21 protein-coding genes are annotated in these 17,102 nt (G+C 63.1%); 12 read left to right on the forward strand and 9 right to left on the reverse strand.

What is annotated here, in order from left to right; translation table 11 throughout:
- Positions 1–42: 42 nt before the first annotated feature.
- The 5 genes from AC07OV_RS19340 to AC07OV_RS19360 form a co-directional block, all read right to left on the reverse strand.
- Entirely contained in the window at positions 43–741 is a 699-nt protein-coding gene (locus AC07OV_RS19340) for an OmpW/AlkL family protein (protein WP_176999268.1), read from the reverse strand.
- 94 nt (positions 742–835) lie between these two features.
- Complete coding sequence (locus AC07OV_RS19345) at positions 836–1,357, reverse strand: DUF3299 domain-containing protein (protein WP_178924265.1); 522 nt, start codon at positions 1,355–1,357, stop codon at positions 836–838.
- Positions 1,358–1,368: 11 nt separating this feature from the next.
- Complete coding sequence (locus tag AC07OV_RS19350) at positions 1,369–2,634, reverse strand: ABC transporter permease (protein WP_495092779.1); 1,266 nt, start codon at positions 2,632–2,634, stop codon at positions 1,369–1,371.
- Position 2,635: 1 nt separating this feature from the next.
- On the reverse strand, positions 2,636–3,346 hold the full coding sequence (locus tag AC07OV_RS19355) for an ABC transporter ATP-binding protein (RefSeq protein WP_495092780.1): 711 nt from the start codon (positions 3,344–3,346) through the stop codon (positions 2,636–2,638).
- 134 nt (positions 3,347–3,480) lie between these two features.
- Positions 3,481–4,080, reverse strand: coding sequence for a DUF2796 domain-containing protein (locus AC07OV_RS19360; protein ID WP_494998101.1), 600 nt, complete (start codon positions 4,078–4,080; stop codon positions 3,481–3,483).
- Positions 4,081–4,210: 130 nt separating this feature from the next.
- On the opposite strand from AC07OV_RS19360, the gene AC07OV_RS19365 reads away from it, so the two are divergent.
- Positions 4,211–4,552 (forward strand): hypothetical protein, encoded by a 342-nt coding sequence (locus AC07OV_RS19365; RefSeq protein ID WP_495092781.1) that lies wholly within the window; start codon positions 4,211–4,213, stop codon positions 4,550–4,552.
- On the opposite strand, the gene trxA is transcribed toward AC07OV_RS19365, so the two are convergent.
- The 3 genes from trxA to AC07OV_RS19380 all read right to left on the reverse strand — a co-directional run bounded on the left by trxA (position 4,549) and on the right by AC07OV_RS19380 (position 6,680).
- Positions 4,549–5,421, reverse strand: coding sequence for a thioredoxin (gene trxA / locus AC07OV_RS19370; RefSeq protein WP_178924271.1), 873 nt, complete (start codon positions 5,419–5,421; stop codon positions 4,549–4,551). The genes AC07OV_RS19365 and trxA overlap by 4 nt on opposite strands.
- Positions 5,422–5,571: 150 nt before the next feature.
- The gene (locus tag AC07OV_RS19375) at positions 5,572–6,228 is read right to left on the reverse strand and encodes a class I SAM-dependent methyltransferase (RefSeq protein WP_494998104.1); all 657 of its coding nucleotides are present in this window, start codon (positions 6,226–6,228) and stop codon (positions 5,572–5,574) included.
- The gene (locus AC07OV_RS19380; protein ID WP_176999276.1) at positions 6,225–6,680 is read right to left on the reverse strand and encodes a YbaY family lipoprotein; all 456 of its coding nucleotides are present in this window, start codon (positions 6,678–6,680) and stop codon (positions 6,225–6,227) included. The genes AC07OV_RS19375 and AC07OV_RS19380 overlap by 4 nt, the downstream gene beginning before the upstream one ends.
- Positions 6,681–6,820: 140 nt before the next feature.
- Here AC07OV_RS19380 and nrdR point away from each other — a divergent pair, with 140 nt between their 5' ends.
- From nrdR to AC07OV_RS19435, 11 genes are all read left to right on the forward strand, one after another.
- Positions 6,821–7,285 (forward strand): transcriptional regulator NrdR, encoded by a 465-nt coding sequence (gene nrdR, locus AC07OV_RS19385; RefSeq protein ID WP_010206843.1) that lies wholly within the window; start codon positions 6,821–6,823, stop codon positions 7,283–7,285.
- Positions 7,282–8,418 (forward strand): bifunctional diaminohydroxyphosphoribosylaminopyrimidine deaminase/5-amino-6-(5-phosphoribosylamino)uracil reductase RibD, encoded by a 1,137-nt coding sequence (gene ribD / locus AC07OV_RS19390; protein WP_494998106.1) that lies wholly within the window; start codon positions 7,282–7,284, stop codon positions 8,416–8,418. Before nrdR ends, ribD begins: the two co-directional genes overlap by 4 nt.
- 48 nt (positions 8,419–8,466) lie before the next feature.
- Positions 8,467–9,129, forward strand: coding sequence for a riboflavin synthase (locus tag AC07OV_RS19395; RefSeq protein WP_016973956.1), 663 nt, complete (start codon positions 8,467–8,469; stop codon positions 9,127–9,129).
- Between the two features lie 15 nt (positions 9,130–9,144).
- Entirely contained in the window at positions 9,145–10,236 is a 1,092-nt protein-coding gene (gene ribBA / locus AC07OV_RS19400; RefSeq protein WP_176999278.1) for a bifunctional 3,4-dihydroxy-2-butanone-4-phosphate synthase/GTP cyclohydrolase II, read from the forward strand.
- Between the two features lie 88 nt (positions 10,237–10,324).
- Positions 10,325–10,801 carry a 6,7-dimethyl-8-ribityllumazine synthase gene (ribH, locus tag AC07OV_RS19405; RefSeq protein ID WP_003194576.1) on the forward strand — a complete coding sequence of 159 codons (477 nt, stop codon included), beginning with the start codon at positions 10,325–10,327 and terminating at the stop codon, positions 10,799–10,801.
- The gene (gene nusB / locus AC07OV_RS19410; protein ID WP_010206836.1) at positions 10,798–11,298 is read left to right on the forward strand and encodes a transcription antitermination factor NusB; all 501 of its coding nucleotides are present in this window, start codon (positions 10,798–10,800) and stop codon (positions 11,296–11,298) included. Before ribH ends, nusB begins: the two co-directional genes overlap by 4 nt.
- Before the next feature lie 15 nt (positions 11,299–11,313).
- The gene (thiL, locus tag AC07OV_RS19415) at positions 11,314–12,279 is read left to right on the forward strand and encodes a thiamine-phosphate kinase (RefSeq protein ID WP_494998107.1); all 966 of its coding nucleotides are present in this window, start codon (positions 11,314–11,316) and stop codon (positions 12,277–12,279) included.
- A gap of 55 nt (positions 12,280–12,334) precedes the next feature.
- On the forward strand, positions 12,335–13,060 hold the full coding sequence (locus tag AC07OV_RS19420; RefSeq protein WP_494998108.1) for a substrate-binding periplasmic protein: 726 nt from the start codon (positions 12,335–12,337) through the stop codon (positions 13,058–13,060).
- Positions 13,061–13,189: 129 nt separating this feature from the next.
- On the forward strand, positions 13,190–13,807 hold the full coding sequence (gene ribA / locus AC07OV_RS19425; RefSeq protein WP_095013680.1) for a GTP cyclohydrolase II: 618 nt from the start codon (positions 13,190–13,192) through the stop codon (positions 13,805–13,807).
- The gene (locus tag AC07OV_RS19430; RefSeq protein ID WP_176999281.1) at positions 13,804–14,223 is read left to right on the forward strand and encodes a nuclear FMR1 interacting 1 family protein; all 420 of its coding nucleotides are present in this window, start codon (positions 13,804–13,806) and stop codon (positions 14,221–14,223) included. Before ribA ends, AC07OV_RS19430 begins: the two co-directional genes overlap by 4 nt.
- The gene (locus AC07OV_RS19435; protein WP_495092782.1) at positions 14,220–15,005 is read left to right on the forward strand and encodes a cobalamin-binding protein; all 786 of its coding nucleotides are present in this window, start codon (positions 14,220–14,222) and stop codon (positions 15,003–15,005) included. Before AC07OV_RS19430 ends, AC07OV_RS19435 begins: the two co-directional genes overlap by 4 nt.
- A gap of 91 nt (positions 15,006–15,096) precedes the next feature.
- Here AC07OV_RS19435 and AC07OV_RS19440 read toward each other — a convergent pair whose 3' ends face one another.
- Positions 15,097–16,989, reverse strand: coding sequence for a TonB-dependent receptor domain-containing protein (locus AC07OV_RS19440; protein WP_495092783.1), 1,893 nt, complete (start codon positions 16,987–16,989; stop codon positions 15,097–15,099).
- Between the last annotated feature and the right edge of the window lie 113 nt (positions 16,990–17,102).

The following is a 17,102-nucleotide window of genomic DNA, read 5'->3' on the forward strand; positions in this document are numbered from 1 at the left end:
ATCGCCGGCAAGCCGGCTCCTACAGGGGTATTGCGGTGGGGGTTAGAACTTGTAGCCGATACCCACCATGTAAACCATCGGGTCGACGTCCACGTTCACTTTGGCGCGAGTGCCTTGGCCCAGTGCGTTGTTGTCCACCGTCGCTTTGGTGCTGATGTCGATGTAGCGCGCCTGGGCGTTGATCATCCACTTGTCGTTGATCATGTAGTCGGCGCCGATCTGCGCGGCCCAGCCCCAGGAGTTCTCAGCCTTGAAGTTGCTGAAGCCGGCGCTCTGCGCACGGCTGCCGACGTGTTCGTCGTAGATCCAGGTGTAGTTGATACCAGCGCCCACGTACGGCTGGAAGGCCGACTTGTTGTCCAGTGGGTAGTACACGACGCTCAGGGTCGGCGGCAGGTGTTTCAGGGTGCCGAGCTTGCCGTTGGCGGCGCCGAGGGCGGTGTTCTTGATCTTCACGTCATGCTCGAACGGGGTGGCGGCCAGCAGTTCGATACCCACGTGGTTGGTCAGCATGTAGGCGAAGTTCAAGCCCAGCTGAGTGTCGCTGCTCATGGTCGCCTTGCCGCCCAGGTTGGCGCCCGCCAATGGACCCTGGTCAACCTTCACGTGGCCGCTGTCGGCCTTCGGATTCACGGTGATTGCACCGGCACGAATCAGAATGTCGCCCGCTTCGTGAGCGTGTGCGGCAGGGGCGATGAGGGCGAGCGCGAAGAGGGACGCGCCGAGCAGGGACTTGTTCATGGGAGCTCCAAAAGGACGTTAAAAGTTGTACGTCCAATGGTAAAGATCGTTCCACTCGATCCTTTGACTCAGCTCAATGAAAGGGCGATCAACGCTATTCCGGCAGTTCGTAGATATAAATCTTCTCGGCATCCATCTGGTAACCGGCGTCGGCCAGCTCACTGGTGGACGGCTTGACCTGCATCGAACCCTCGATCCAATACGGCTGGTACAGCTCATCGAGTTTCACCCCGACTTCGCTTTTGACATGCACGATCTGGTTCGACGGCGGTGGCGGCACATGGATGCACGCGCCGAAATACGGCACCAGCAGGAACTCGGTGGTGCGGCCTTCTTCGCTGACTTCCAGCGGCACGATATAGCCCGGCAGACGGATGTGCTGGCCGTCGAGACTTTGCACCACCGGCGCGTTGGGCAAGTCCTGCTTGGCCGCTGGCGCCGACTCGACCGACAACGCATCGGCCATGTTCGACAGGTCGTGCAGCGGTTTCATGTTGGGGATTTCCGGCGGCGCGTCCGGCGGGATCATCTCCTGCCACGACAGGTCCTTGGGCTGCTCATCAGCCCAGGCGGGCACGCCCACCAGCAACAGCAACGCAAACAACGCACGACGAATCGAAGCCTTCCTCATAAACGTATGGACAGGCCGTCGGCCAGGGATTGTCGGTAGGCGCGCCACGCGGGCACGGCGCCCATCAACAGCGCGGCGGCCAGGATACCGGCGAGCAGCGTCCATTCATATTCGCTGGGCCACGACATCGGCAGGTCCAGGCCGTAGTTGGCCTGCAAGTAGCCACGTGAGGCGGCGATGCACACATACAAAAGCCCCACGCCTGCAACCACGCCGGACAGAGCCAGCGCGAACGCTTCGAAGATCAGCAACGTCGCAATGTGCCACGGGCGGGCGCCCACCGAACGCAGGATCGCCATTTCGCGGCGGCGCTCGTTGAGGCTGGTGAGGATCGCCGTGAGCATGCCGATCAGGCCGGTCAGCACCACGAACAACGAGATCACGAACAGCGCTTTTTCGGCGGTGCCCATCATGCTCCACAACTCTTGCAGCGCCACGCCCGGCAAGATCGCCAGCATCGGCTCCCCACGGAAATCATTGATTTCCCGTTGCAGCGCGAACGTGGAGATCTTGTTGTTCAGGCCGAGCATGAACGCGGTGATGGCCTGGGGCGTGAGGTCCATGTTGCGCGCCTGGTCGGCACTGATACGGCCTTTGCCCTGGGCCGGTACGCCGTTGTGCCAGTCGATGTGGATGGCTTCCATGCCCCCGAGGCTGATGTGCAAGGTGCGGTCCACCGGCGTGCCGGTGCGCTTGAGGATGCCGACCACGGTGAAGGGTTTGTCGTCGTGTTTCACCAGGCTGACCACGGCGACACCGTGGGCCAGCACCAGCTTGTCGCCGAGTTTATAGTGCAGCGCGTCGGCCACTTCGGCACCGAGCACCACCTCGAAAGGGTCGGTAGCGAAGGCGCGGCCGCTGGCCAGTTCGAGGTTTTGCTTGCGGCCGTACTGGTAATGCTCGAAGTAGGACTCGTTGGTGCCCATTACGCGGTAACCGCGATGGGAGTCACCGAGGGAAATCGGGATCGCCCATTTCACTTGGGGGTTGGCGGCGAAATGCTCGAAGCTGTCCCAGCGAATGTTGTTGGTGGCGTTGCCGATGCGGAATACCGAGTAGAGCAGCAGGTTCACGGAGCCGGAGCGCGCGCCGACGATCAGGTCGGTGCCGCTGATGGTGCTGGCGAAACTGTTGCGCGCCTCAGTGCGCACACGCTCCACGGCGAGCAGCAAACAGACTGACAGCGCGATGGCGAACGCGGTGAGGATCGCGGTAAAACGGCGGTTAGCCAGGCTGGCCATGGCTAGACGGAACAGATACATCTCAAACCTCTGCGGGCGTGGCGGCGCGATTGAGTTCGGCCAGCGACAGGTTACGGTCGAACAGCGAGGCCAGGCTCTGGTCGTGACTGACAAACAACAGGCTGGCGCCGGCTTCGCGGCATTCGGCGAACAACAGTTGCAGGAAGGCTTCGCGGGCGTCGTAGTCCAGGGCCGAGGTGGGCTCGTCGGCGATCACCAGTTCCGGCTGGCCGATCAACGCACGGGCGGCGGCCACCCGTTGTTGCTGGCCGATGGACAGCGAGTCGGCGCGGCGCTCCAGCAGGTCCTTGTCCTTCAAACCCAAGTGCGCCAGCAAGGCAGCGGCAGCTTTGTCGACACTGCCGTGACGCTGCTTTGCCCGTTGTGCGCGCAGCTTGGAGAAGTGACACGGCAATTCGACGTTCTCACGTACTGACAGAAACGGCAGCAGGTTGAACTGTTGGAAGATGTAGCCGGTGTGGTCGACGCGAAAGCGGTCGCGGGCGCCGGCCGACAGCTCGGTCAGTTCCTGGCCCAACAGGCGGATGCTGCCTTGGGTAGGTTTTTGAACGCCACCGAGCAGGCCCAGCAACGTGGTTTTGCCACTGCCGCTGGGGCCTTTGAGAAACAGGGTTTCCCCGGCTTCCAGGCGGAACGCGGGGATGTCCAGCAACTGGGGGTGACCGGGCCAGTTGAAGGCCAGGTCAGACAGTTCGATCAGTGCTTGAGTCATGTGAAATCAAATTCGCCTGCTGGCTAAATTGGACCCCTGTGGGAGCTGGCTTGCCTGCGATGGCATCGCTGCGGTGTGTCTGCTGTACCGAGGCGTCTGTATCGCAGGCAAGCCAGCTCCCACAGGGGTTTACATCAGAATTTCAGGGTAGCGGCCTGTGCCGTGGCTTGCACACCTTGCTGGCCGCTTGGGCCGATCAGTTGTACCTGAATTTTCTGGGTGGCGGGGAAGGTCTTGAACACCTGGGTCAGGTCGAGGTTGCTCAGTGCAGTCGGCGTCGCGCAGGTGAATTGGTAGTGGGCGTGGATTTCGCTGTGATCGTGATGATGCTCGTGGGCGCCGTCTTTGGCGTCGTGATCGTGGTCATCGTCGTCGTCATGGTCGGCTTCCGGCTTGTCACCGAACAGCGGGCTGTTGAGCTCCTGGGTGCTGACCACGCAACCGGCGCCCTTGGGCAGGTTGAACAGGGCGAGCGGGTTTTCCAGTTGTTTGCGCGCGGCGGCGACTTTGGCTTTGTCGGCCGGGGTGGTGGCCAGGTGTTCGAAGCCCACCAGGTTCATCGCCGGGCTGTCCAGTTCAAGCTCCAGGGCCTGGCCATCGAGCACGGCATTCAGGCGACCAACGCCGTGTTCGTGGGCGCCGAGGCTGCCGTGCTCGTGTTCATGTTCGTCAGCGGCGTGGGCGATAGCCAGTGGCAGGAGGGCAAACGGCAAAGCGAGCAACAGACGGCGCATGAGAAGGCTCCAGAACATGAAAGTTTTGTTATGTGATCTTATAACAATAGTGCCAGAGTTTGACCGCCCGCTTGGCGTTGCGCAAGCCGCGTGGGAGCATGCCTGTCAGAAAACAGCAGGAGGAAGGACGATGTTGCGAATCCGTGGAACCGTCGGCGACTGGCCGGTGGACTTGACCCTGGAGCTGGACGAAGGCGATTGGGCACGCCTGGGCGCGCAATTGCAGGCGGCCCCTGTAACCGCCGCACCGGCAGCCGCACCGGTCAAACAGAATGACGACCTGTGGCAGAACGCCCAGGCTCTGTTGCGTAACGCCGGGCAGCTCACGGGCCTGGAACTGCTCGATCAATTGGAAGGCTTAGCCGGTGACGCCGCGTCAGGCAAGCGCCTGCTGGTGCGCCTGCGCCACAGTTCAAGCGTGAAAGTGGCCAGCGGCGCAGACACGCCGCTGTACAGCTGGGTCGGCGATTAGTACAGCGCGGCAAACAACTTGCGGCGGTACACGGTCACCAACGGGTGATCATTGCCCAGCAGTTCGAACACCTGCAGCAAGGTCTTGTGCGGCAAACCTTCGCTGTAGCTGCGGTTGCGGATGAACAGCTTGAGCAGGCCTTCCAGCGCCGCGTCGTACTGCTGGCGCGCCAATTGCTGGATGCTCAACTGATAGGCCGCTTCGTCGTCTTGCGGGTTTTGCGCCAGGCGGCTTTTCAAGTCGGCGGCGTCTGGCAGGTCGGCCGCCTGGCGCAGGAAGGTGATCTGCGCCTTGGCGCCGGCGAGGGCGGCTTTGTGATCGTCGCTCTTCACTGCGTCCAGCACGGTCTGGGCTTCGCCCAATTCACCGCGTTCAGCCAGGCAGCGTGCGTACAGGATCAACGCGCCGGCGTTGGTGTTGTCCTCACCCAGCAAGGCCACCAGCACGGCTTCGGCATCGCTGATGCGGCCGTCGGCGAACAGCGCCTGGGCCTGCTCCAGCGGGTCCGCCGCTGCCGGTGGTGGCATCTGTACATGGGGCTCCAGCATCGCCCGCACCGCCGACTCCGGCTGCGCCCCGGCAAACCCGTCCACCGGCTGGCCGTCCTTGAACAGCACCACCGTCGGCAGGCTGCGAATACCGAAGCGCGCAACGATGTCCTGCTCGGCCTCGCAATCGACCTTGGCCAGCAACAACTCGCCTTGATAACTCTCGGCAATCTGCGCCAGCAACGGCATCAACGCCTTGCACGGCGCGCACCACTCGGCCCAGAAATCCACCAGCACAGGTTTGTGGAACGAATTCTCGATCACCGCCTGATCGAAGGTGGCGGTGGTGACATCGAAGATGTACGGCGTGGGCTCACTCATGGGGCGTCTCGAATAAAGCGGGAATGGGGCAACTATAAGGGCTGGCGCAGCTAGCTGAAAGCGTGGCGGTTTCAAGACCGCTATCGCAGGCAAGCCAGCTCCCACAGGGGAGCGCGATCACGCGTAGGAGCCGGCTTGCCGGCGATGCCTTTAAAGGCGGCGCGAATGGTACAGGCTCACCTTGCGAAACTCCCAAGGCTCGGCCAGATCCGGCAACGTCAGCGCATCCAGGATCTCCAGCCGCCGATAATCCGGGTGCTGAAAGTCCCGCACCCGCGAGTCCGCCACCAGCGCCTCTCGGCCGCGAGTGAGAAACTGATCCAGCAGCGGCAGGTTCGCCCGGTCATAAAGCACGTCAGCCACCAGGATCAAATCGAAGCGGTCAGCCTCGGCAAAAAAATCTTCCGAGTAACCCAGCGCCACACCGTTAAGCTCGGCATTCGCCCGGCAAGACGCCAGCGCCAACGGGTCCAGGTCGCAAGCCACCACTTCCAGCGCACCGGCTTTGACGGCAGCAATCCCCGCCACGCCAGAACCCGCGCCGAAATCCAGCACGCGTTTGCCGGCGACCCACTCAGGATTGGCCGCCAGATACCTCGCCAACGCCAAGCCACTGGCCCAGCAAAAGCTCCAATAGGGCGGCTCGTGCAGGATGCGCCGGGTTTCTTCGGGGCTGAAGGCGCGGTCCATGTTGTCGGCGTCCAGCAGCCACAACGACAGCTCGGTGCCCGGCAGCGGGCAGGGCACCAAGTGCGCATCGCCGATCAGCTCACTGAGCGCGGCTTGCAGGCCCAGCGGTGGCGTCATGGTGCCGGGACGAGTTGCAGGGGGCCGGTGCTCTGGGTGATCGCCTGGGTGATGCGCACCGCAGGCAGGTGCAGGATCAACTGGCCCGACTGGCTGGCGCGGCCGCGCAACTCCACCCGCGCACCGGCCGGGAAGGCCTCGGGGTTAAAGCGCAAACGAAAGGCCAGGGGTTGGTTGTTGCCGGTCAGCACGCTGCTGGCGAGCAGTTGTTGCGGGCGCGAGCGGTCGTCGATCACCAGCAGCGCCAGCTCAACTTCGGCACCGGCAGGCACGCCGTTGAGGGTGCCGTTGATTTCACGCTGATACGCCGGCAACGGGCCGAGGTCTTCAATGCCCGGGACTTTTTTCTCCTGGGCGGGCGTCGGTTGAGGGGTGGTTGGCTTGGGGGCTTCGCTGCTGCAGGCGACCAGGACACTGAACAGGGCGAGCAAAACAAGTGGTCGTAACTGCATGTACGGCTCCAGAAAGGGCAAAATCCGTGACTTGAACACAAAGAAACATATAAGCCAGCCTATATACCGTAAAGGCTATGGCTTGTCTTGCCACAGGGATGCGCTACCATGGCCCTCCCTTTTTTTGTTGCCTGCCAACCATGCACTGTCCCTTCTGCGGTGCCAACGACACCAAGGTCATTGACTCGCGTCTGGTCGCCGAGGGCGATCAAGTGCGTCGCCGGCGCGAATGCCTGGCCTGCGGTGAGCGTTTCACCACCTTCGAAACCGCCGAACTGGTGTTGCCCCGCCTGATCAAGTCCGACGGCAGCCGCCAACCTTTCGACGAAGAAAAACTGCGTGCCGGTATGCAGCGCGCCCTGGAAAAACGCCCGGTGAGTGTCGAGCGCCTGGAAGCGGCGCTGGTGCACATCAAGCACAAACTGCGTGCGACCGGCGAGCGCGAGGTCAAGAGCCTGGTGGTTGGAGAGCTGGTGATGGGCGAGCTGCAAAAGCTCGACGAAGTTGCCTACATCCGTTTCGCCTCGGTGTATCGACGCTTCCAGGACCTCAATGAGTTCCGCGAAGAGATCGACCGCCTGGCCCGTGAGCCTGCCAAAGAATGAATTCGCCTAGCGCTGAACAAGCTGTCCTCGACGCCCACTACATGGCCCGTGCCCTGGAACTGGCCCGTAAAGGCCTGTACACCACCCACCCCAACCCTCGGGTGGGCTGCGTGATTGTGCGGGATGGGCAGATTGTCGGCGAAGGCTGGCATGAACGTACCGGCGAGCCCCATGCCGAGCCCAATGCCCTGCGCGCCGCTGGCGACAAGGCACGCGGCGCCACGGTGTACGTGACCCTTGAGCCCTGCAGCCACCACGGCCGCACGCCGCCATGCGCCGATGCGCTGGTGAGTGCGGGTGTGGCGCGTGTGGTCGCCGGCATGCAGGATCCCAACCCGGAAGTGGCGGGGCGCGGCATGCAGCGTCTGGCCCTGGCGGGTATCGAGACTCGCAGCGGCGTGCTGGAACAAGAAGCGCGGGCGCTGAACCCGGGCTTCCTCAAACGTATGGAACACGGCTTGCCGTTTGTGCGGGTCAAGCTGGCGATGAGCCTGGACGGGCGCACTGCGATGGCCAGCGGCGAAAGCCAATGGATCACCGGCCCCGACGCCCGCGCAGCGGTGCAACGCCTGCGCGCCGAGGCGAGTGTGGTGCTGACCGGTGCCGACACCGTGTTGGCCGACGGTGCTCGCCTGACCGTACGCGCCGCCGAGCTGGGCCTGGATGAAGCAACCACCGCCCTGGCCATGTCGCGTCCGCCCTTGCGCGTGTTGATCGATGGCCGCCTGCGCGTGCCGCTCAACGCGCCGTTCTTCAAGGCTGGCCCGGCGCTGGTCATCACTTGCGTCACCCCGGAAAATCAGTTCCCCCGTGGCCCTGAATGCCTGGTGGTGCCGGGCGTAGATGGGCAGGTCGACCTGCGCTCGGCGTTGGTTGCGCTGGCAGCCCGTGGCGTCAACGAAGTGCTGGTGGAGGCCGGCCCGAGCCTGGCAGGTGCGTTTGCCCAACAGGGCCTGGTGGACGAGTACGTGATATTCGTCGCCGGCAAGTTCCTCGGTTCCGCTGCCCGGCCTTTGCTCGACTGGCCGCTTGAGAAACTGGCCGACGCCCCCCACCTCAAGATCACTGAAATGCGCGCTGTAGGCGACGACTGGCGAGTCACTGCCATCCCTGTGCCAGCAGCGAGCGTATAATTCTGACCGGACGCTCAAGTGTCCCGTACCGTTTTCCAGGAGAAGGCCATGTTCACCGGCATCATCGAATCCATCGGCAGCATCCGCGCCATGACCCCCAAAGGCGGCGACGTTCGCCTGCTGGTTGAAACCGGCAAGCTGGACCTGGGCGACGTCAAGCTGGGCGACAGCATCGCCGTCAGCGGCGTGTGCCTCACCGTCATCGAACTGCCAGGCAACGGTTTCGCCGCCGACGTCAGCCGGGAAACCCTGGACTGCACCGCGATGAACGACCTTAAAGCTGGCAGCCCGGTCAACCTGGAAAAAGCCCTGACCCCGACCACCCGCCTGGGCGGCCACCTGGTCAGCGGCCATGTCGATGGCGTCGGCGAAGTTGTCTCGCGCAGCGAAAACGCGCGTGCCGTGGAATTCCGCATCCGCGCACCCAAAGAGCTGGCCAAGTACATCGCCCACAAAGGCTCGATCACCGTCGACGGCACCAGCCTCACCGTGAACGCCGTGAACGGCGCCGAATTTGAACTGACCATCATTCCCCACACCCTCAGCGAAACCATCATGGCGTCTTACCAGCCGGGTCGCCGGGTGAACCTGGAAGTGGACTTGCTGGCCCGTTACCTGGAGCGCCTGTTGCTGGGCGAAAAGGCCGCAGAGCCTACTGCCGGTAACATCACTGAAAGTTTTCTGGCCGCTAACGGCTACCTGAAATCCTGACCAAGGGGGTGCCACGTGGCGCTCAATAGCATCGAAGAACTGGTTGAAGACATCCGCCAAGGCAAGATGGTCATCCTGATGGATGACGAAGACCGCGAGAACGAAGGCGACATCATCATGGCCGCCGAGGCCTGCAAGCCTGAGCACATCAACTTCATGGCCAAGCACGCCCGTGGGCTGATCTGCATGCCCATGAGCCGCGAGCGTTGCGAGTTGCTCAAGCTGCCGCTGATGGCGCCGCGCAATGGGTCGGGTTTTGGCACCAAGTTCACCGTGTCTATTGAAGCGACCACCGGCGTCACCACCGGTATCTCCGCCGCTGACCGCGCGCGCACCGTGCAAGCCGCCGCCGCGAAAGACGCCAAGGCCGAAGACATCGTCAGCCCTGGCCATATCTTCCCGCTGATGGCCCAACCGGGCGGCACCCTGGCCCGTGCCGGCCACACCGAAGCGGCCTGCGACCTCGCGCGCATGGCCGGTTTCGAGCCGAGCGGCGTGATCTGCGAAGTGATGAACGACGACGGCACCATGGCCCGTCGCGCCGAACTCGAAGCCTTTGCCGCTGAACACGACATCAAGATCGGCACCATTGCCGACCTGATCCACTACCGCATGATCCACGAACGTACCGTTCAGCGGATTGCCGAGCAGCCGCTGGACAGCGAACTGGGCCAATTCAATTTGGTGACCTACCGTGATTCAGTGGAAGGCGACGTGCACATGGCCCTGACCCTGGGCACCATTTGCGCCGAAGAGCCGACCCTGGTGCGCGTGCATAACATGGACCCCTTGCGTGACCTGTTGATGGTCAAGCAACCGGGCCGTTGGAGCCTGCGAGCCGCCATGGCCGCGGTTTCCGAGGCGGGCAGTGGTGTGGTGCTGTTGCTGGGCAACCCGGTGGATGGTGATGTGCTGCTGGCGCATATCCGTGAAACCGCCGAGCACACCCAGGTCAAGACACCGACCACCTACAGCATCGTCGGTGCCGGTTCGCAGATACTGCGCGACCTCGGCGTGCGCAAAATGCGCCTGATGAGTGCGCCAATGAAATTTAATGCGATATCCGGTTTCGACCTGGAAGTAGTAGAATACGTGCCCTCCGAATAAAGGCTGGCGATTTTTGCCCCTTGTTCGCGGTTAACACATCACTGAGGGACGCACTTTTCGCGTCCCTGCTCTTTAAGAGATTTGTCGAATGACCCTGAAGACCATCGAAGGTACCTTCATCGCCCCCAAAGGCCGCTATGCCCTGGTGGTTGGCCGCTTCAACAGCTTCGTCGTTGAAAGCCTGGTAAGCGGTGCTGTGGACGCCCTGGTTCGCCACGGTGTGAGCGAAAGCGATATCACCCTTATCCGTGCCCCTGGCGCCTTCGAGATTCCACTGGTTGCGCAAAAAGTTGCTCAACAGGGTGAATACGCGGCAATCATCGCCCTGGGCGCGGTCATTCGTGGCGGTACTCCGCACTTCGAATACGTGGCAGGCGAATGCACCAAGGGCCTGGCCCAGGTGTCCATGGAGTTCGGTGTGCCGGTAGCATTCGGCGTGCTGACCGTTGATTCCATCGAGCAAGCCATCGAGCGTTCCGGCACCAAGGCCGGTAACAAAGGTGCTGAAGCTGCCCTGTCCGCCCTGGAAATGGTCAGCCTGCTGTCGCAGTTGGAGGCCAAGTGATTTCCGACGAGAGCGACAACTTCAACCCGCGCGAACCACGCCCTGCCGATGCTGGCAAGCCGTCCAAGAACGAGAAGCGTCGCGCTGCTCGTCAACTGGCGACCCAGGCGCTGTATCAGCGTCACCTGGCCGGTGCCTCGCTGAACGAGATCGAAGCACAGTTTCGTGTCGACAACGATTTCACCTTTGCCGACCTGCCGTACTTCCACGACATCCTGCACGGTGTGCATGCCCACCTGACCGAGATCGACACGGCCCTGGCACCTTGCCTGGACCTGACCATCGAAGAGCTGGACCCGGTTGAACTGTGCGTGATGCGCCTGTCGGCCTGGGAACTGCTGTATCGCGTCGACGTGCCGTACCGCGTGGTGATCAACGAAGGCATCGAACTGGCGAAAGTCTACGGTTCGACCGACGGCCACAAGTTCGTCAACGGCGTGCTCGACAAGCTGGCCCCGCGCCTGCGTGAAGCCGAAGTGAAGGCGTACAAGCGCTAAGCGCTTGAGTCCTGAATGGGCGAGTTTGAGCTGATCCGCAACTACTTCGCCGCCGCGCCCTGTGCGCAAGGCGGCGAAGGCATTGCGTTGGGGATCGGCGATGACTGCGCCTTGCTGGCGCTCCCCGCCGGGGAGCAGTTGGCAATCTCCACGGATACCCTGGTAGCCGGCGTACACTTTGCCGACCCTTGTGATCCGTACCTGCTCGGCCAGCGCTCGCTGGCCGTGGCGGTGAGCGACCTGGCCGCCATGGGCGCCCACCCTCTCGCGTTTACCCTTGCCCTGACTACCCCAACGGTCGATGCCGATTGGCTGCAACGCTATGCCCAGGGTTTGAACGCCATGGCGCAAAGCTGCGGCGTGGGCTTGGTAGGCGGGGACACCACGCGCGGCCCGTTGAGCCTGACCCTGACCGTGTTCGGCCGCGTGCCGGCCGGGCAGGCGCTGACGCGCAGCGGTGCACAGCCGGGTGACCTGCTGTGTGTCGGTGGTGAGCTGGGCAATGCGGCCGGCGCCTTGCCGTTGGTCTTGGGGCAGCGCAGCGCCGATGCCGCCGTCGCCGAGCCGCTGCTGGCCCATTACTGGTCACCGCAGCCGCAGTTGGCCCTGGGGCTGGCGCTGCGGGGCAGGGCGACGTCTGCAATGGACATCTCCGACGGGCTGTTGGCCGATTGCGGGCATATCGCCAAGGCGTCGGCTGTCCGCCTGTTGATCGAGCGCCAGGCCTTGCCGTTGTCCCAGGCCTTGCTGGCGTTTGTCGGGGATGAGGCCGCCCGCGTGGCTGCGCTGAGCGGCGGGGATGACTACGTGCTGGCGTTTACCCTGCCGCCTGCCGAACTGGCGCCCTTGTTGGCGGGCGGTTGGCCGGTGCATGTGATCGGCCGGGTCGAGGCGGGGCAGGGCGTGACATTGCTTGATGCCCAAGGGCAGGACATCACCCCGGCCGTGCGCGGCTATCAGCACTTCAGCGAGACGCCCTGATTCGGCGAGCTGCGCTACCCTCTATACGGTTCTCAAGGTGTAGGAGGTTGTCATCATGGATGTGCGCCGTTGGCTGCTGATTGTGCTGTGCGCGGTCGCGACACTTGTGCACGCGGACGAAGCCCCGGTACCTGGCAAGATCATGCTGGCCAGCGAAGAGTGGAACGACTACACCAACAAAGACGGCAGCGGCCTGGCGTGGGATGTGTTGCGTCAGGTGTTCGAGCCGGCCGGAATCACCCTGCAAACCCGCAGCGTGCCCTATACCCGTTCGGTCGGCTTGGCCCAGCGCGGCGAAGTGGATGGCTGGGTCGGTTCCTACCGTGACGAAGCGACTGGCGTGCTGTACCCCCACTGGAACTTCGACTCCGACCACATCTACGCCCTCGGACTGGCCACTGCGCCGACGCCCAGCGTGGCCACGCTGGGCAACTACCGCCTGGCCTGGGTGCGCGGCTACAAGTACGAGGAGTACTTGCCCAACGTGCACCGCTTCAACCAGATCGAACGCCGCGACGGCATCCTGCCGATGCTGCAGCACGGCCGCGCAGACTTCTACATCGACGCCCTCAGCGAAGCCCAGTACGTGCTTGGCCAGGCCGATGACCCGACGCAATTCACGCTCACCCACATCGCCGAACTGCCGCTGTACCTAGGGTTTGCTGATACCGAGCGCGGCCGGGCATTGATGGCTGTATACGACCAGCGCATGGCGGCGCTGGTGAAAAACGGCGAGTTGAAGCCGATTTTCGAGCGCTGGAAACAGCCCTATCCGTTCTGATGGGCATAGAACCGGGATGAAGGCCAATCGAACCGATTGATCTTTATCAGCGATAATTCAGCTTAAGCGTCTGTAGGAACCTGCTGTTACAATGCCCGTCATCGTAAAAACTGAAATCAGGAGCACACGGTGCCCGTCGTTTTCGTCGCCGCTTCCAAGCTGCCTACCCCTTTTGCCACGTTCACCATGAATGGCTTTCTCGAAGAAGCCACCGGCCGCGAGCACGTTGTGCTCAGCCTGGGCGACATCGCTGACGGCGCGCCGGTGCTGGGCCGTGTGCATTCCGAATGCCTGACCGGTGACGCGTTGTTCAGCCAGCGTTGCGACTGCGGTTCGCAACTGGAAGCCGCGATGCGTGCCATCGCCCGCGAAGGCCGGGGCGTTCTGCTCTACCTGCGCCAGGAAGGCCGTGGTATCGGCCTGATGAACAAGATCCGTGCGTATGAGCTGCAAGACGGCGGCGCCGACACCGTTGAAGCCAACGAGCGCCTGGGCTTTGCCGCTGACCAGCGCGACTACGCGATCTGCCTGCCGATGCTGGAGCACCTGGGCGTCAAATCCCTGCGCCTGATGACCAACAACCCACGCAAAGTCAAAGCCTTGACCGACATGGGCATCACCGTGGCCGAGCGCGTGCCGCTGCACACCGGGCACAACCCGCACAACAAACTGTACCTGGCCACCAAGGCCAGCAAGCTCGACCACATGATGGGCAACGAGCATCAGGGCGAGGTCGACCGCGCGTGACCCGTGGCCAGGTGAAACGGAGACTGTCCTTCAATTGGTGGCAGTACCTGGCCCTGGCACTGCTCCCGCTGTTTGTGATCAACCTGGTGTTTGGCCAGGCTGAATCATTGCTTCCCGTATTGGCCATGCCGTTCTTCATTGCCGGCGTGGCCTCTATGTTTCTGAGCCTGCGTTATTTCCATGGCTATAAACACGCACTGATCGCCACCTCCAAAGCCCTCGATACCCCTGAAGAACCGGCGGCCTGGATCACCCTGGCGGCCCGTCGGCGCACGGCGTTGCTGGTTGCCGCCATTCCTGCGTGGATCGGCGCGCTGGCGGTGTTTGTCGGACTGGAAGCGGTGCCGCTGTTTCTGTTGGCCCTGTCGACGCTGGTGTTGTTCTACCTCTATCGCATTCCGCGTCAGCTGGGATGAGGCGTTACTGGCTGGCGCTTCTGCTGGCATTAAGCACCCAGGCGTTGGCGGCCGAACGTGTGATCAGCCTGGCGCCGTCCCTCTCTGAAATCGTGGTTGAACTGGGCGCTGCCGACCTGCTGGTGGGCGTGCTCGACGGCGGCGATCGGCCTGCGGCTTTGGCGAATGTGCCGTCAGTGGGGCATTACGGCCAGTTGGACATGGAGCGCCTGCTCAGCCTTAAACCGGACCTGATCCTGCTCTGGCCGGGCAGCGTTGGCCCGGCCCAGCGCGAACAACTGCAGCGCCTGAATATCCCGGTGTACGTCGCCGAACCCCACAGCCTTGAGCAACTGACTACCCAGGTCCAGGCCATCGCCGACCAATTGGGGCATGCTGAGGCGGGTCGACAACTGGCCGCACAACTGCGCCAGCGACTGGCTGAGTTGCGCCAGCGCTATCAGCGCGCCGAGCCCTTGCGCGTGTTTTACCAGGTGTGGAACCAGCCGCTGTATACCGTGGGCGGCGGGCAAATCATCAGCGATGCGTTGAGGGTGTGCGGCGCGCGTAATGTGTTCGATGACCTCAAGCTACCGGCGCCGCAGGTGAGTATCGAGTCGGTGTTGCAGCGTGATCCCGAGATGATTCTGGTGGGCGATCAGGTGCAGAAGGAGGCCTGGAAGGTGTGGACGGCGATGGCTGGGCGGGTGCGGCTGGTGCCAGACAAGGGCCTGGAGCGACCCAGCGGGCAGATGTTGGAGGCGGTGGGGCGGTTGTGTCAGGTCATAGCGCCGGGCCTGTAATACCGCTATCGCAGGCAAGCCAGCTCCCACATTTGGAACGCGTTCCCCCTGTGGGAGCTGGCTTGCCTGCGATGAGGCCGGACCTGCCAACTCAGATCTCAGGTGTCCAAGTCACCCCAACCCTCCAAACCCGACCCTCTTCACGATAATACTGGTTGTTCTCGAAATCCGGGTCCTGATAGCTGTACATCGCCCGCGCATAGGCCTTGTCCAACACATTATCGACCTTGAACGACACCAGCACCTCGCGGTTCAACACCCAACTGCTGCGCAGCCCCAATAAGGCATACCCGCCGAGGCGATTGCGATTCTCTTCATCGTCATAGCTGCGGCTGATCGCTTGCCAGCTGGCACCCACCCCCAGCTTGTCGAACTGCCGATCCACATCCAGGTTCAGCGTGCGCCGCGCCCGACGGGCCAGGGTATGGCCGCTGTCTCGGTCGCGAGGGTCGATGATCGAGACGCCCAGGTTGCCTTGCCAGCCGAACACCTGCTGCTTGAGCGCCGCTTCAAACCCGTTGATCCGTGCGGACGCCACGTTGTGCGGGATGTAGAGGTCCGCCGGCTGGGCGACGATGGCGTCTTTCAGGTCGGTGCGATACAGCGAGGTTTCCAGGCGCGTGGTGTCGCTCAGCTGGCTGCGCCACTGCACCTCATAGGTTTTTGAATGTTCGGGCTTGAGGTCGGGGTTGCTGCTGCCGGGGTAGTACAAGTCATTGAAACTTGGCGCACGGAAGCCTTCGCTGTAGGACAGCAGTACGTCGTTGTCCGGGTTCAGCGGCACGGTCAGGGTGCCACTCCACGTATTCTGGCTGCCGAACTGCTGGTTGGTGTCGTGACGCAGGCCCAGCTCGGTGGAAAACCGCTCGGCCGCGAAGCGATGCTGGATGAACACCGCACGGTTCCAGCGGCTGTCTTCGTCGAAGTCAGTGGTGGCGCGCACGCGGTCTTCATACCAGTCGCCACCGAGGATCAGGCTGTTGCGGTCATCCAGGGTCAGGTCGTTCTGCCAGTTCACCGAGTCGCGGTAGGTGTTGAAGGCGCTGCCCTCATCGCTGAGATGGTCGCGCTTCTTGTCGCGGTTCTCGCTGTGGCCCAGTTCCAGGCGGGTTTGCCAGCGCTCGTTGAGCTTGGCGTCGATGTAACCGCTGGCGCTGCTCACGGTGTAGTCGGTGTAGGGTTTCTGGCCGACGGTTTCGAAAAAGCTGACGTAGCGCCCGAACGGGTTGTCGTATTCCGACTTGCCCCGGCCATCCAACAGGTTGAAGCCGACTTCGAGGTCATCGCTCAACGAGTGGCTGAGGTTCAGGCTCAAGGACTTGTTGCGGTAGGCATCATGATCGCCATCGCTGGCAAACGACTCATGGGTCCAGTTGATGCCCTGGGTTTCATCCAGGCTGGCGCCGAGGTTGAAGCGCGTGCGCTCGTCGCCGCCCGACAGGCCGAGGCTGCGTTCCCACGTCTGGTTGCTGCCAAAGCCTACGTGCAGACGCGGATGAACGCCGGCCTGGGCGTTGCGCCGGGTGAAAATCTGGATGACCCCGCCGATGGCATCGCTGCCGTAGATCACCGAGCGCGAACCGCGCAGCACTTCTACCCGCTCAATCTGGTCGACGCTGAGGAACTGCAACCCGCTGTCGCCCGAGGTGGCGTTGGCGATGCGCTGGCCGTCCACCAGCACCAGGCTTTGGGCCGACTTGGTGCCGCGAATGAACACCCCCGGCAAACTGCCGCGCCCACCGGTTTGTGCGATTTGCACGCCGGGCACGCGGCTCAGCAGGTCGGTGACGCTGGTGGGTTGCAGGCGGTCGATGTCGTCGCGGGTGAACACGGTGTTGGCGGCGCTGCTGTCGTTGCGGGCCTGCACCTGGCGGTTGGCGGTGATGACGACGTCGGGGAGGTTCAGGGCCTGGTCGCGGGTGTCGGCGAGCAGTTCGGGGGCGGGGAGGAGCAGGAGGGGCAGGGCGAGGCGAAGGCGATTCATGAGCTGTCCATAGCATTCAAATGCAATGCAAAACCACTGTGGGAGCTGGCTTGCCTGCGATGCAGGCACCTCGGTTTTTCAGGGTGACCGGGGTGATGCTATCGCCGGCAAGC

The sequence above is a fragment of the Pseudomonas sp. GW821-FHT09A09 genome, assembly GCF_059418405.1.

What these genes read in the sequence shown, in the direction of transcription:
- ribD (WP_494998106.1), top strand. Translation starts at nt 7,282, where the DNA reads ATGAATTCGCCTAGCGCTGAACAAGCTGTCCTCGACGCCCACTACATG.
- AC07OV_RS19340 (WP_176999268.1), bottom strand. Translation starts at nt 741, where the DNA reads ATGAACAAGTCCCTGCTCGGCGCGTCCCTCTTCGCGCTCGCCCTCATC.
- AC07OV_RS19360 (WP_494998101.1), bottom strand. Translation starts at nt 4,080, where the DNA reads ATGCGCCGTCTGTTGCTCGCTTTGCCGTTTGCCCTCCTGCCACTGGCT.
- AC07OV_RS19420 (WP_494998108.1), top strand. Translation starts at nt 12,335, where the DNA reads ATGGATGTGCGCCGTTGGCTGCTGATTGTGCTGTGCGCGGTCGCGACA.
- AC07OV_RS19375 (WP_494998104.1), bottom strand. Translation starts at nt 6,228, where the DNA reads ATGACGCCACCGCTGGGCCTGCAAGCCGCGCTCAGTGAGCTGATCGGC.
- AC07OV_RS19380 (WP_176999276.1), bottom strand. Translation starts at nt 6,680, where the DNA reads ATGCAGTTACGACCACTTGTTTTGCTCGCCCTGTTCAGTGTCCTGGTC.
- AC07OV_RS19440 (WP_495092783.1), bottom strand. Translation starts at nt 16,989, where the DNA reads ATGAATCGCCTTCGCCTCGCCCTGCCCCTCCTGCTCCTCCCCGCCCCC.
- trxA (WP_178924271.1), bottom strand. Translation starts at nt 5,421, where the DNA reads ATGAGTGAGCCCACGCCGTACATCTTCGATGTCACCACCGCCACCTTC.
- AC07OV_RS19395 (WP_016973956.1), top strand. Translation starts at nt 8,467, where the DNA reads ATGTTCACCGGCATCATCGAATCCATCGGCAGCATCCGCGCCATGACC.
- AC07OV_RS19435 (WP_495092782.1), top strand. Translation starts at nt 14,220, where the DNA reads ATGAGGCGTTACTGGCTGGCGCTTCTGCTGGCATTAAGCACCCAGGCG.
- AC07OV_RS19355 (WP_495092780.1), bottom strand. Translation starts at nt 3,346, where the DNA reads ATGACTCAAGCACTGATCGAACTGTCTGACCTGGCCTTCAACTGGCCC.
- ribH (WP_003194576.1), top strand. Translation starts at nt 10,325, where the DNA reads ATGACCCTGAAGACCATCGAAGGTACCTTCATCGCCCCCAAAGGCCGC.
- nrdR (WP_010206843.1), top strand. Translation starts at nt 6,821, where the DNA reads ATGCACTGTCCCTTCTGCGGTGCCAACGACACCAAGGTCATTGACTCG.
- thiL (WP_494998107.1), top strand. Translation starts at nt 11,314, where the DNA reads ATGGGCGAGTTTGAGCTGATCCGCAACTACTTCGCCGCCGCGCCCTGT.
- AC07OV_RS19365 (WP_495092781.1), top strand. Translation starts at nt 4,211, where the DNA reads ATGTTGCGAATCCGTGGAACCGTCGGCGACTGGCCGGTGGACTTGACC.
- AC07OV_RS19350 (WP_495092779.1), bottom strand. Translation starts at nt 2,634, where the DNA reads ATGTATCTGTTCCGTCTAGCCATGGCCAGCCTGGCTAACCGCCGTTTT.